The organism is Roseivivax isoporae LMG 25204, assembly GCF_000521865.1.
GTDB lineage: Bacteria > Pseudomonadota > Alphaproteobacteria > Rhodobacterales > Rhodobacteraceae > Roseivivax > Roseivivax isoporae.
In genome coordinates this window covers 1-13671 of the sequence record NZ_JAME01000012.1, presented here as the reverse complement: position 1 = coordinate 13671, position 13671 = coordinate 1, and the positions used below count along the sequence as shown (strand labels likewise).

Genomic DNA, 13671 nt, shown 5'->3' with positions numbered 1-13671 from the left:
CATTCGCGTCCGAAGTGCCGGCGCGAGACCCGGCACAACGTCAGGAAGAATACGCCGATTTCCGGAAACTGCATAGGTAAGGTATCCCGAACCCCATTGTGCTCGGCCGCGGGGTTCCGTATATGGGCGCCAACGCACCCGTAGCTCAGCTGGATAGAGCGCTGCCCTCCGAAGGCAGAGGCCTCAGGTTCGAATCCTGACGGGTGCGCCATCTTCCCATCCGCAGATGCCCGCCATGACCTTTGCGCAAGCGGAGGCAGTTGAGGGCGGCCCGTGGCCCGTGTATGCGGAAGACGCGGCCGGTTCGGCCGTGATCACCCGGTGACCGTGGCATGACATCCGACTTCGCCACCTGCCGCCTCGGCGAGGGCGGCCCGCGCAGAAAATCCAGGGTCGCCCCGCGCTACCGCAAGGATGGCTACGACGCCGCGTTCGACGACCGGACGTTGTGGCTCGACGCGGTCTGGCACCAAGGCGTGGTGACGCTCGTCTGCCCGCGGCTCAACAATCTGGCCGGCGTCTTCCGGTCCGGCGCCCTCGCGCTCGACGGCGTGCCGGCGCGGCCGCGGGTGCGCCACTTCTACCGTCACAGCCTGGTGCAGATGCGGGCGCCCGAACTGCCGGCCCGGGTCACGCTGGAGGTGGCGGGGACCCGCCACGACAGCGCCGTCTCGGTGACCGATCCGGCCCGGTTCCGCGGGCGGAACGTGATCGTCACCATGTCGCGCGACAACGACCTCGTGTGGATCGAGGATTTCGCGCGCTTCCACGCCGAGACGCAGGGCGCGGACGCCATCATTCTGGTCGACAACGCCTCGCGCGGCTACGGGCGCGCCGAGATCGAGCAGGCGCTCGCGCGCACGGGGCTCGACGCGCTGGTGCTGCGCACCGACCTGCCGTTCGGGCCGCGCGGGCGCGCGCCCCATGCCAATACCGAGCTCTTCCTGCAGACCTGCGTGCTGAACGCGCTGCGGCTGCGCCACCTGTCCGAGGCGCGCGCGGTGCTCTGCTGCGACATCGACGAGCTGATCCTGTCGCGCCGCGCGCCGACGGTCTTCGACGCCACCTGGCAGAGCATCTTCGGCTTCACCCGGTTCGAGGGCGAGTGGCGCCACGCCCCGACGCCCGCGCAAGGGATCACGGTGCGGCACGCGGACCACGTCCTCGTCCGCTCCGGCGGGCGGCCGTCGCCCGCCAAGTGGTGCATCCGACCCACGGGCCCGCTGGGAGAGCTGCAATGGCGGCCGCACGTGCTCGAGGGGTTCGCGTTCAACTGGCTGTTCCTCTCGCGCGCCTTCACCTACCACCATTGTCGGCAGATCACGACCGGGTGGAAGCGCGACCCGCACCGCGACGACACCGCGCAGCTCGTTCCGGCGGAGCCCGCGGCGGTCCTGGCCCGCGGCCGTCGGCGCGTAGCGCCGCGGCCCGCGGCCGCGGTGCGGGCAGGCTGGAACGCGGCCCTGCGCCGTGGCGGAGAGGTCCTGTCGCGGCGGTTCTTCGCGCTGCGGCCTGCCTCGCAGGTCGTGTCGCTCCTGATCCTGTCCTGCCTCGGCATCGTGCTCGAGGAGGCGATCGACGACGATCCGGCGCAGCAGGAGATCGACGCCATCCTGGCGATCCTCGATGCCACACCGCAGATCGACCAGATGGAGGCGACGCTCGACGTCTGGTTCTGAGCGCCGCTCAGAGGTCCTCCGTCAGGATCGCGTCGAGGGCGGCGTCGAGCGCCGCGCGCTCTGCCGCGAGCAGCCGGTCGAGCCGTTCCTGGAACGCGAGAGCCCGAGGGATCAGGTCGGCCATGAGCGCGCGGCCCTTGTCGCTCAGCGACAGCGACACGAGCCGGCGATCCTGCGCGTTCGGCACCTTGGTGACGTAGCCGTCCGCGGCGAGGCGGGCCGCCGCGCGGCTCGCCTTCGACTTCTCGAGGTTCACCCGAGCCTCAAGGTCGCGGATCGACACCTCGCCGCCGTCGGCCAGGTGCACGAGCACACGCCATTCCGCGACGGAGATGCCGAACTCGGCCCGGTAGCGCCGCGCCATGCCCGCGCTCAGCCGCTCCGCCGCGACCGTCATGCGGTAGGGCAGGAAACGGGAGAGGTCGAATTCGGGCAGGTCCCTCATCGGTCGGGCATCCTCGGGCAATGCTGGGCGGGCGCCCTCCGGACCTTCCTCCGGGATCGTCTTGAATGCAACGGTTCCCCTGTATCGTTGCATATGCAATAATCAGGACGAGGGGACCGGAATCGCAGCCGGCGGAAGCCGGAAGGAGGAGCGCGATGACCAATCAGGAGCTTCCGAACGGGATGGTGCGCGCGCCGGGCAATGGCGGCACGCACGAAGGCTACATGCCGGGCTTCGGCAACGATTTCGAGACCGAGGCGCTGCCGGGCGCGCTGCCGCAGGGCATGAACTCGCCGCAGAAATGCGCCTACGGCCTCTACGGCGAGCAGCTGTCGGGCACCGCCTTCACCGCGCCGAGCCATCGCAACGAACGGACCTGGTGCTACCGGATCCGGCCGTCGGTCAAGCATGCCGGCCGCTTCCGCCGCATCGACCTGCCGTACTGGAAGACCGCGCCGCACGTGCCCGAGGGCGTGACGAGCCTCGGCCAGTACCGCTGGGACCCGGTGCCGATGACCGGGGAGGACCTCACCTGGCTCACCGGCATGCGCACCATGACCACGGCGGGCGACGTGAACACGCAGGTCGGCATGGCCGCGCATGTCTACCTCGTCACGCGGTCGATGCGGGACGCCTATTTCTACTCGGCCGACAGCGAGCTCCTGGTCGTGCCGCAGGAGGGGCGGCTGCGCTTCGCCACCGAGCTCGGCGTGATCGACCTCGCGCCGCAGGAGATCGCGATCCTGCCGCGCGGGCTCGTCTACCGGGTCGAGGTGATCGAGGGCCCGTGCCGCGGTTTCGTCTGCGAGAATTACGGCCAGAAGTTCGAGCTGCCGGCGCGCGGGCCCATCGGGGCCAATTGCATGGCGAACCGGCGCGACTTCAAGACGCCGGTCGCGGCCTTCGAGGACCGCGAGGTGGCCTCGACCCTGACCGTCAAGTGGTGCGGCCAGTTCCATGCCTGCGAGATCGGCCATTCGCCCCTCGACGTGGTGGCCTGGCACGGCAACTACGCGCCGGTGAAATACGACCTGACCACCTATTGCCCGGTGGGCGCGATCCTCTTCGACCATCCCGACCCGTCGATCTTCACCGTGCTGACCGCGCCCTCCGGCGTGGACGGGACGGCCAACATCGACTTCGTCCTTTTCCGCGACCGCTGGATGGTGGCCGAGGACACGTTCCGCCCGCCCTGGTACCACAAGAACGTCATGTCCGAGCTCATGGGCAACATCCACGGGCAGTACGACGCGAAGCCGCAGGGCTTCGTGCCGGGCGGCATGAGCCTTCACAACATGATGCTGCCGCACGGGCCCGACCGCGAGGCGTTCGAGAAGGCGTCGAACGCCGCGCTCGCGCCGCACAAGCTCGAGGACACAATGAGCTTCATGTTCGAGACACGCTTTCCGCAGCACCTGACCGAGTTCGCCGGCAGGGAGGCGCCGCTGCAGGACGATTACGTCGACTGCTGGGACGGCATCGAGAAGAAGTTCGACGGCACCCCGGGGGTCAAATGAGGGTGGCGACCCTCGCCGGTCCCGACGGCGCGGGCCTCGTGGTCGGGGGCAGGGACGGCGCGCTGCACCGCGCGACCGCCCGCGACCTGACCGCCGCGCTCGAGGCCGAGGAGTTCGGCCATGCCGGCGTGGCGCTCGACGCGCCCGACCGCGCCGCGTTCCGCGCGCCGCTGCCCTGGTCGCACACCTTCCTCGACGGCTCGGCCTACGTGAACCACGTGGACCTCGTGCGCCGCGCGCGGGGCGCGCCGATGCCCGAGAGGTTCTGGACCGATCCGCTGATGTACCAGGGCTGCGCGGTCTTCGAGGGACCCGTCCACACCTATGCGGGCGATCCCGGCTGGGGCATCGACTTCGAGGGCGAGGTGGCGGTGATCTGCGGCCCGGTGGCCCGGGGCGCGACCGAGGCGGACGCCGCCCGCGCGATCCGCTTCGTCATGCTGCTGAACGACATCTCGCTGCGCAACCTCATCCCGGACGAGCTCTCCAAGGGGTTCGGCTTCGTCCAGTCGAAACCGCCCTCGCAGTGCTCGGCCTTCGCCGTGTCCGTCGACGCGCTGCCGGGCTGGGACGGGCTGAGGCTGCACGGCACGCTGGTCGTGACCCTCAACGGCGCGGAATTCGGCCGCCTCGGCTGCGGCGAGGACATGACCTTCGACTTCCCGCGGCTCGTCGCCCATGCGGCGCGGACCCGCGCCCTGCCGGCCGGCGCGGTCATCGGGTCGGGCACCGTGTCGAACCGCGACGCGGATGCGGGGCCAGGCCGCCCGCGCGCCGAGGGCGGTCGCGGCTATGCCTGCATCGCCGAGCAGCGCATGGTCGAGACCCTTCTCCACGGCGCGCCGAGAACGCGTTTCCTGCAGCCGGGGGACCACGTCGAGATGCACTATCTCGGGCCCGACGGGCAGTCGCCCTTCGGCGGGCTCGAGATGCGGGTCGCCGCGCCCTGAGCTTCTTCTTGGCAGAAATATCCCCGCCGGAGGCGATCCGACCGCGCCGCCGGCCCAACGACCGAAAGGACAGCCCTCCATGGCCAAATCATTCGCATCCGCCGGAGACATGGCGGAGAAGCGCACGAGCTTCACCGAGGTGGGCGAGGGGCTCTATGCCTTCACCGCCGAGGGCGATCCCAATACCGGCGTCATCATCGGCGACGACAGCGTGATGATCGTCGAGGCGCAGGCGACGCCGCGGCTCGCGCGGAAGGTGATCGAGCACGTGCGCGCGGTCACCGACAAGCCGATCACCCACCTCGTCATGACGCATTACCACGCCGTGCGCGTGCTCGGCGCCTCGGCCTACGGCGCGCGCGAGATCATCATGTCGGACACCGCGCGCGCCATGGTGGCCGAGCGCGGGCAGGAGGACTGGGACAGCGAGTTCGAACGCTTCCCGCGCCTCTTCCAGGGCCACGAGGAGATCCCGGGCCTGACCTGGCCCACCACGACCTTCTCGGACCGGATGTCGGTCTACCTGGGCAAGCGGCGCGTCGACATCATGCATCTGGGGCGCGCGCACACCGCGGGCGACGCGGTGATCTGGGTCCCGGACCAGGAGGTCATGTTCACCGGCGACATCGTCGAGTACCGTTCGGCCTGCTATTGCGGCGACGGCCACTTCGCCGACTGGCCCGAGACCCTGGCCGAGATCGCCGCCTACGAGCCGCGCTCGATCGCGCCGGGCCGGGGCGACGCGCTGGTCGGGCCCGACAAGGTGGCCGAGGCGATCGCAAATACCGCCGATTTCGTCGAGAGCACCTACAAGCCAGCGGCGCGCGTCGTGGCCCGGGGCGGCACGCTCAAGCAGGCGTGGGACGCGGTCCGCGCCGAGTGCGACCCGAAATTCGCGGACTACGCCATCTACGAACATTGCCTGCCGTTCAACGTGGCGCGCGCCTACGACGAGGCGCGGGGCATCGACACGCCGCGCGTGTGGACCGCGGCACGCGACAAGGAGATGTGGGCGGCGCTGCAGGGCTGACCCTGCCGCGTCCCGCGCCGGAGGGGAGGCCGGCGCGGCGTTATCCGAGGGAGGACAGGAATGCTCGACGACCGCTACGACCTCGCCTTCAGGCTCTACCCCTACGCCCGCAGCCCCGACCAGGATGCGGCTGCGCCGGTGCGCCACCCGGTGGTGGTGATGGGCGCGGGGCCCATCGGCATCGCCACGGCACTCGACCTCGGGCTGCAGGGCGTGCCGGTCGTGGTGCTCGACGACCACGAGGGCGTGGGGCAGGGCAGCCGCGCCATCTGCTTTGCCAAGCGCACGCTCGAGATCTGCGCCCGCTGGGGCTGCGGGCAGGAGATGCTCGACAAGGGTGTGGTCTGGAACCTCGGCAAGGTGTTCCACGCCGACCGCAAGGTGTTCGAGTTCAACCTGCTGCCCGAGGCGGGCCACCGCTACCCGGCCTTCATCAACCTGCAGCAGCCGCATTTCGAGCGCTTCCTCGTCGAACGGGTGCGCCGGGCGCAGGACGTGGGCGCGCCCATCGAGATCCGGGGCCGCAACCGCGTCGATGCGGTCGCGGTGGCGGACGACCACGTGACGCTCGACATCACGACGCCCGACGGGCCCTACAGGATCGCGGCGGACTGGCTGATCGGCTGCGACGGCGCCTCCTCGCCGCTCCGGCGCATGATGGGGCTCGATTTCGAGGGGCGGGTGTTCCAGGACAACTTCCTGATCGCCGACATCCGCATGGAAGCGGAATTCCCGACCGAGCGCTGGTTCTGGTTCGAGCCGCCCTTCCGCGACGCCGGCGCCTCGTGCCTGCTGCACCGACAGCCGGACGGGATCTGGCGGGTCGACTTCCAGATCGGCTGGGACATCGACCGGGCGGCGGAGCTGCGCGAGGAGAACATCCGCGCCCGGCTCGACGCCATGCTGGGCGCGGGGGTGGGCTACGAGATCGTCTGGTCGTCGATCTACACCTTCCAGTGCCGGCGCATGACGCGCTTCCGCCATGGCCGCGTGGTGTTCGCGGGCGACGCCGCGCACCAGGTGTCGCCCTTCGGCGCGCGGGGCGCGAATTCCGGCATCCAGGACGCCGACAACCTCGGCTGGAAGCTCGGGCTCGTGCTGCAGGGCAGGGCGCCCGAGGCGCTGGTCGACAGCTACTGCACCGAACGGCGGCACGCGGCGGACGAGAACATCCTGAACTCGACGCGGGCCACGGATTTCATCACGCCCAAGTCGGCCACCAGCCACCTGTTCCGCAACGCGGTGCTGGACCTCGCCGCGCACCACGCCTTTGCCCGCCCGTTCGTGAATTCCGGGCGGTTGTCCGTGCCCTGCGCCTACGACGACACGCCGCTCAACGGCCCCGATGCGCTGCCGGGCAGTCCCGCACGGACGCGGCCGGGCGCACCCTGTCCCGACGCTCCCCTGGGCGCGGGCTTCCTGCTCGACCGGCTGGGCGGCCGGTTCGTCCTCCTCGGCATCGGCACGGACGCGCCCGGGGACATCGCGTCGGGCGGCGTGATGGCGGAGGCGCTGACGGTCGCCGCGCACGACGATCCGACCGGCGCGCTGGCGGAACGCTATCTCGGCGAGGCGCGGCGCGGGGTCTACCTGGTCCGCCCGGACCAGCACGTGGCGGCGCGGTGGGACCATGTCGACACGGACGCGATCCGGTCCGCGCTCGACCGCGCCTGCGGGCGGGGGTGAGCCATGGCCGATCTCGTCACCACGCCAAACATCGCCGACGCGGATGCCTTCTACGCGGACCTCATCGCACTGCATGACGGCCTGACCGAAGAGGAGAGCGCCGCGCTGAACGCGCGGCTGATCCTGGTCCTCGCGAACCACGTGGGCGACGCGCAGGTTCTGCGGCAGGCGCTCGACGCGGCGCGCGCCGCAGGTCGCCGCGACGGCTGAGACAGGATCTTGCGCGACAGATCGCGTCGCTTGAGGCGATCTCCGGGACATAAAGTTTCAACCAATCGCTGAATCGTGTGCAGACCTGCACGCGAGACCTGATACTTTGGTCGTACATGACCATGCGTCACCCGCCCGGTCCGGCCGGGGATCACACGGCATGCGCGCCACACGTCACGTCACATCAGCAAGAGGCCCGGCATGGACAGAACCATCGGCAATCCGCTTTCCTGGACCGCGCGCCAGTTCGTGCGCGGCTCGACCCACATGGCGGCCACCACCGCCGAGATCGGCGGCAGGGCCGATGCGGCCCCCGTCGGCGAGGACGACCTGGCCGAGCTCACGCTCGGCGACCTGCGCGCGTCGCTGAGGCTCGGGTTCGAGGACCTGATGGCCTCGCGCGCCGATGCGCTGTTCCTCTGCCTGCTTTACCCGGTGCTCGGGCTCTGCCTCGTGGTGGCCTCGCTCACCCACAGTCTTGCGCCGCTGATCTTTCCGCTCCTGTCGGGCTTCGTGCTCGTCGGGCCGCTCGCCGCGCTCGGCCTCTACGAGATGAGCCGCCAGCGCGAACGCGGCGAGCGCATCAGCTGGGGCAGCGCGTTCGACGTTCTGGTCTCGCCCGCCTTCGGCGCGATCCTGGTGCTCGGCCTCTACCTCGTGGGCCTGCTGGTGGTCTGGCTGATCTCGGCGCGGATGATCTACGCCGCCACCATGGGACCCGGGGCGCCGGACTCGCTGCTCGCGTTCCTCGGCGACACGCTGACCACGCCCGAGGGCTGGACGATGATCGTGGTCGGCATGGGCGTCGGGTTCCTGTTCGCGGTGGCGGTGCTTGCGACGGCGATCGTGTCGTTCCCGCTGCTCCTCGACCGCAACGTGGGCGTGCCCAACGCGGTGGTGACCTCCGTGCGCGTGACGGCCAGGAACCCGAAGATCGTGCTGACCTGGGGCCTCATCGTCGCGGTGGGCCTGTTCCTCGGGGCGCTGCCGGCCCTCGTGGGGCTGGCCATCGTTCTGCCGGTCCTCGGCCACGCGAGCTGGCACCTCTACCGCCGCGCGGTGCGCCCGGCCCCGGCAGCCTGACCCGGGCATGCGCCGCCCGCCTGCGGGGCGGGCGGCAGGTTACAGGATCGGCGCTCTCCCGCTCATTCAGCGCTCGCGAAGCCGTGAGCGGATGCTGCGCGCGCAAGACGTGGCGCGTTGTGCTGTGGTAGCGTCGTCAACGCCCGAGTCACCTCGGGTCAACAAGGCAGACCGCACAACGCGGCCCAGACGGCACCGAGGCAGGGCCCTCCGCAAGGCGGGCAAACGACAACGGCAGGCAAAGAGCAGTCAGATGGAGCAGAACGTGGAGATCGTCGGTATCTCCGACGGGACTTCGGGCGCGCGTGCGCTCGGGGGCGTCACCGGAATCGTCGAGTTCGAGGAATTCCGCTACAGCAGCAGCGAATGGGGGTTCGAGGACCTCTATGCGGGCGAGGAACGCTCGCTCGACCGCGACGAGGTGGTCGAGGTCAAGGTGTTCAACGGCCTGCGCGGCGGACGCGAGCACTGGAGCCTCATCCGCCTGCGGGCGGGCAGGAACGCGCGGCTGACTGGGCCGATCTCGTGGCGGCGGGTGCCCAACGCGGGCAAGTGGTCGCCGCAGCCCGTGCAGGTCGCGATCCTCATGAACTGGATCAAGATCTCGGTTTCGGGCGCGGTCATGGGCATCACCGCCTACGCGGTCTGCGCATGGCTCCTCGAAGGGCTGATGTCGGGCGGCATGATCAGCGAGGTGTCGAACGCCGCGCTGTCGCTCGCCGTCATCGCCGGCGCGTCGATCTATCTCGCGCGGTCCTGGCGGCGGATGGCGCTCGCCCGCAAGGTGGCGCGCATCCAGGCGGACGGGTCGATGTTCGTGGTGGGCCAGCCCGAGGGCTATTGAAGCGTCGATGCGCCGGGAACGCCGGCGCTCCGGCGGCGTTCCGCCGAGGCGCGGGGCCATGTGCGACAGGTGTCGGCGCGGCGCCCGCGCCCGTGCCAGACTGGCCGGACAACCGACTCTGGGAGCCCTGATCGATGTCCAGGAATACGCTTTTGATTGCCGCTGCCGTCCTGATCGTGCTCGTGCTGCTTTACATGTTCTTCGGCGCCGGGGGCACCGGCGGAGCCGGAGACCCGGTGCCCGAAGCGCCCGCGGCAGGCGCGACCGAGTAGACGGACCACGCGTGCGGGCCGCCCGGTTCGGCCCGCACGTCCCCGGGCGCAGGCATGCACTGTCCGGGACGCGGCGATGCGGCATTGCCTGTGGTGATGCTGCGCTGCAGCGACTACCTCCTTGGGCAACGGCGGCGCGATACCGCGCCCGCAAGACCCAAGGAGACGCCCCATGGCCGCAACCGACATCAACACCCTGTCCCACGCCGACACCGAGCGCCGCGGCATCTTCGGACGCGCGTTCGATTTCCTCGTGCGGATTGCGGAGTGCAACCACCGTGTCCGCCGCGTCCAGGCGCTGTCCGCGATGAGCGACGCGCAGCTCGCCGCCCGCGGCCTGAAGCGCGAGGACATCACGCGCCACGTGTTCCAGGACATGCTCTACGTCTGATCGCGCGACCGCCGATGACGGGGTCCCGCGGGGCGCATGCGCCCCGCGGGACCCCACGCGGGCCGCGCCCTGCGCCGCCCTCTGTTCGTGCCGCGGAACGCCGATCACGGACACCTGATCTCCCGACGAAAATTGAGAAACCGCACTCGGTCGTCAAAGCGTTTGACAGGCCTAGTTTCCCGTCTCGTGTGCAGGCCCGGTCTGCATTCAGCCATACCGGAGGGAGCAGCCGGGCGCGTGGTCGCGCCTGCGCTGCTGGTAGCGAACAGGAAACCGTTTCTCATGAAAGATCACGCCGCCACGCAGGGCGCATGCCCGTTTCGCGGAACTCGAATCGGCGGGGCCCTCGGGTCCGAGCCGCAGCTTGACCATTGGTGGCCGAACCGGCTGAAGGTCGAGCTCCTGCACCAGGATCCGCCGCAGTCGAACCCGCTCGGCGCGGACTTCGACTATGCCGAGGCGGTCGCGTCGCTCGACTACGAGGCGCTCAAGGCCGACATCCGCAGCTTCCTGCACACCTCGGTGGAATGGTGGCCGTCGGATTACGGCCATTACGGGCCGCAGATGAACCGGATGACGTGGCACTCGGCGGGGACCTACCGCATTGCCGACGGCCGCGGCGGGTCGTCCGAGGGCCTGCAGCGCTTCGCGCCCATCAACTCGTGGTGGGACAACGGCAACACCGACAAGTCGCGCCGGCTGCTGCTGCCGATCAAGCTGAAATACGGATCCAGGGTTTCGTGGTCGGACCTCATGATGCTCGCAGGCACCGTCGCGCTTGAGGACATGGGCCTGCCGATCCAGGGCTTCGCCTTCGGCCGCGAGGACGCGTGGGAAGCCGACCGCGCCACCTACTGGGGGCCCGAGGGCTGGAACGGCAAGCGCCCGACCGAAGCGCCGGCACATCCCCAGGAGGGCCGTCCCGAGCAGATGGTCAACCGCGGGCTGCGCTGGGAAGGCGACGTCAAGGACGACCATTACGATCTCGAGAACCCGCTGGCGGCGTCGCACCAGTCGCTGATCTACGTCGATCCCGAGGGGCCGAACGGCAACGGCGACCCGATGGACGCGGCCCGCGACATCCGCGAGACCTTCGCCCGCATGGCCATGAACGACGAGGAGACCGTCGCGCTGGTGGCCGGCGGCCATGCCTTCGGCAAGTCCCATGGCGCGGTGCCTGCCGACCAGATCGGCGGGGCGCCCGAGGTGGCGAAGATGTCCGAGATGGGCTTCGGCTGGGCAAATCCCGTGGGCACCGGCAATGCCGAGTACACCAGCACCAACGGCATCGAGGGGTCGTGGACACCGAACCCCACGCGCTGGGATAACGACTATCTCACGAACCTCTTCAAGTTCGAGTGGGAGCAGACCCGCAGCCCGGCCGGCTCGCTCCAGTGGACGCCCAAGGATCCCGATGCGCCCAAGACACCCGATGCGCATGTCCCGGGGCAGATGAACAACCTCATGATGATGACCACGGACCTCGCGTTCAAGGTCGATCCCGAATACCGCAAGATCTGCGAGAAGTTCCTGGCCGACTTCGACTACTTCACCGAGGCCTTCTCGAAGGCGTGGCACAAGCTGATCCACCGCGATCTCGGCCCCACCTCGCGCTGGCTCGGGCCCGACCAGGGCGGCACGTTCATCTGGCAGGATCCGGTGCCCGAAGTCGACCATCCGCTCGTCGACGACGCGCAGGTGGCCGACCTGAAGCGCAAGGTGCTAGACACGGGCCTGCCGGTGCGCGAGCTGGTCGCGGCCGCGTGGGCGTCGGCCTCGACCTACCGTGACAGCGACAAGCGCGGCGGCGCCAACGGCGCGCGCGTGCAGATCGCCCCGCAGCGGGGATGGGACGTCAACAATCCCGCCCAGCTCGACCGCGTCCTGCGGACGCTCGAGGGCATCAAGGCGGAGTTCGACGCGCAGGGCGCGACGAAGATCTCCATGGCGGACCTGATCGTGCTCGCCGGCTGCGCGGGCGTCGAGAAGGCGGCACGCGACGGCGGCCACGAGGTCACGGTACCCTTCGTGCCCGGCCGGACCGACGCCACCGCCGAATGGACGGACGAGGAGAGCTTCGAGTGGCTGAAGCCCGTGGTCGACGGCTTCCGCAACTACGTGAACGAGGACGTGGGCTACCACGTCGCGGCCGAGCATCTCTTCCTCGACAAGGCGGCGCTGCTGAAGCTGACCGCGCCCGAATGGACCGCGCTCACCGGCGGGCTGCGCGTGCTCGACCAGAACTGGGACGGCTCCGACTGGGGCATCTTCACCACCCGTCGCGGCGTGCTGTCGAACGACTTCTTCAAGGTGCTCGTGTCCATGGACTACGCGTGGAAGCCCCACACCGAGGACGAGCGCACCTTCGACCTGGTCGAACGCGCCACGGGTCAGACGAAGTGGAAGGCCACGCGCTGCGACCTCGTCTTCGGCGTCAACACCGAGCTGCGGCAGGTGTCGGAGTTCTACGCGGGCTCGGACGGCGAGGCGTCCCTCGTGCGCGACTTCGTCAAGGCGTGGCACAAGGTCATGATGCTCGACCGCTTCGACGCCAAGGCCGCGCGCAAGGCGGCCATGGCCTGACCTTTCGGACACGGCCGAAAAGGGCGGGCTGCCGCGGGATCCCGCGGCAGCCCGTTCTGCATCTGCCGTCCCCTGCTTGGATCCGCTCCGCTCCACGGGACCCGCGCAAGAAAACGGGCCGGCGCAAGGGCCGGCCCGCGTCTAGAACGCTGTCCGTTCGCTCAGCCGTCCGCGCCCATCTGCCGTTCGGGTGCCGATTGCAGCGCCGTGGCGAACTGGTCGGCGCTCATGTTCACCACGAGGCCCGTCTCGGTCGCCGAGAAGGCGCCGATCGGTACGGCGGCATTCTCGATCGCGCGGTCGTCGGCACCTTCCATCTCGCCGTCGAGGTCGATGATCACGTGCCCGTCGGTGCGGTCCGTGCGCGACACGGTGCCGATGATCTCGCCGTCGGTCGAGCGCACCACGGCATCGCCCGTCAGCGCGGCATCGAGCTGGGCGGAGATGTTTGCGGCCCCGCCATAGGGCTGCTCGGCCACGTCGCCCACGGCACCGATGCCGGCCTGCGCGGTGTCGGTCGCGGTCTCGCCGATGGCATAGACGGTGTCGGCGATCTCGCCCGCGGCGTCCGAGGCCTGCGCGGCGATGTTGGCGTCCTCGTCGCTCTGGGCCGTCGCAGAGCCCGCGAGGGCCAGCGCGAGGGCAGCGGAGGTCAGGGTCAGCGCACGCTTGGTCATGTCGTCACCTTTGTCTGGATCAGTTTTTCCGTATCGCACCCGCCCAATGCGCCGGCCCCCGGGACAGGTTCCGAGATCCGTCCGGCTGGGACCCGGACCATCTCCGTATGCGGCCCCCCGCAGGCCGTACCGCCGCTTTCCTTCCGCGCGCCCGGATGGTATCGACCGGGGTCCCGCCGACCCTCCGTCGACCACACGCCCGCACACCGCAGATCATCGCCATGCCCGCAGACACGCCGACAGACCGACCCGACCTCCTCGATGCGGCGCGCCTTTCCGTCGCGCCGATGATGGATTGGGCCGA

12 protein-coding genes and 1 tRNA gene are annotated in these 13671 nt (G+C 69.9%); 11 read left to right on the top strand and 2 right to left on the bottom strand.

The annotated features are described in order from the left end of the window. Window positions 1–134: 134 nt before the first annotated feature. Together RISW2_RS09345 and RISW2_RS09340 are read left to right on the top strand one after the other, a co-directional pair. A tRNA-Arg gene (locus RISW2_RS09345) sits at window positions 135–211 on the top strand. A gap of 121 nt (window positions 212–332) precedes the next feature. Continuing rightward, entirely contained in the window at window positions 333–1679 is a 1347-nt protein-coding gene (locus RISW2_RS09340) for a hypothetical protein (protein WP_043769571.1), read from the top strand. A 7-nt stretch (window positions 1680–1686) separates the two neighbouring features. On the opposite strand, the gene RISW2_RS09335 is transcribed toward RISW2_RS09340, so the two are convergent. Beyond that, window positions 1687–2124 carry a MarR family winged helix-turn-helix transcriptional regulator gene (locus RISW2_RS09335; protein ID WP_043769569.1) on the bottom strand — a complete coding sequence of 146 codons (438 nt, stop codon included), beginning with the start codon at window positions 2122–2124 and terminating at the stop codon, window positions 1687–1689. A 155-nt stretch (window positions 2125–2279) separates the two neighbouring features. Here RISW2_RS09335 and hmgA point away from each other — a divergent pair, with 155 nt between their 5' ends. The 9 genes from hmgA (at window position 2280) to katG (ending at window position 12690) form a co-directional block, all read left to right on the top strand. Continuing rightward, on the top strand, window positions 2280–3641 hold the full coding sequence (gene hmgA, locus RISW2_RS09330) for a homogentisate 1,2-dioxygenase (RefSeq protein ID WP_043769566.1): 1362 nt from the start codon (window positions 2280–2282) through the stop codon (window positions 3639–3641). Then, complete coding sequence (locus RISW2_RS09325; RefSeq protein WP_043769563.1) at window positions 3638–4591, top strand: fumarylacetoacetate hydrolase family protein; 954 nt, start codon at window positions 3638–3640, stop codon at window positions 4589–4591. Before hmgA ends, RISW2_RS09325 begins: the two co-directional genes overlap by 4 nt. A gap of 79 nt (window positions 4592–4670) precedes the next feature. After that, the gene (locus tag RISW2_RS09320; RefSeq protein ID WP_043769561.1) at window positions 4671–5621 is read left to right on the top strand and encodes an MBL fold metallo-hydrolase; all 951 of its coding nucleotides are present in this window, start codon (window positions 4671–4673) and stop codon (window positions 5619–5621) included. Window positions 5622–5681: 60 nt separating this feature from the next. Continuing rightward, window positions 5682–7307: an FAD-dependent oxidoreductase gene (locus RISW2_RS09315; RefSeq protein ID WP_043769557.1), complete on the top strand. Its 1626-nt coding sequence runs from the start codon at window positions 5682–5684 to the stop codon at window positions 7305–7307. 3 nt (window positions 7308–7310) lie between these two features. After that, complete coding sequence (locus RISW2_RS09310; RefSeq protein WP_043769554.1) at window positions 7311–7517, top strand: DUF2783 domain-containing protein; 207 nt, start codon at window positions 7311–7313, stop codon at window positions 7515–7517. Between the two features lie 201 nt (window positions 7518–7718). Beyond that, the gene (locus RISW2_RS09305; protein WP_043769551.1) at window positions 7719–8600 is read left to right on the top strand and encodes a DUF2189 domain-containing protein; all 882 of its coding nucleotides are present in this window, start codon (window positions 7719–7721) and stop codon (window positions 8598–8600) included. A 253-nt stretch (window positions 8601–8853) separates the two neighbouring features. Continuing rightward, window positions 8854–9444 carry a hypothetical protein gene (locus RISW2_RS09300; protein WP_043769547.1) on the top strand — a complete coding sequence of 197 codons (591 nt, stop codon included), beginning with the start codon at window positions 8854–8856 and terminating at the stop codon, window positions 9442–9444. 444 nt (window positions 9445–9888) lie between these two features. After that, window positions 9889–10107 carry a DUF1127 domain-containing protein gene (locus RISW2_RS09295; RefSeq protein ID WP_043769544.1) on the top strand — a complete coding sequence of 73 codons (219 nt, stop codon included), beginning with the start codon at window positions 9889–9891 and terminating at the stop codon, window positions 10105–10107. Window positions 10108–10389: 282 nt separating this feature from the next. Further along, window positions 10390–12690, top strand: coding sequence for a catalase/peroxidase HPI (gene katG, locus RISW2_RS09290; protein ID WP_043769540.1), 2301 nt, complete (start codon window positions 10390–10392; stop codon window positions 12688–12690). Window positions 12691–12851: 161 nt separating this feature from the next. On the opposite strand, the gene RISW2_RS09285 is transcribed toward katG, so the two are convergent. Beyond that, a complete protein-coding gene (locus tag RISW2_RS09285) occupies window positions 12852–13367 on the bottom strand; it encodes a hypothetical protein (RefSeq protein ID WP_043769535.1) in 516 nt (171 codons plus the stop codon). Window positions 13368–13671 lie beyond the last annotated feature (304 nt).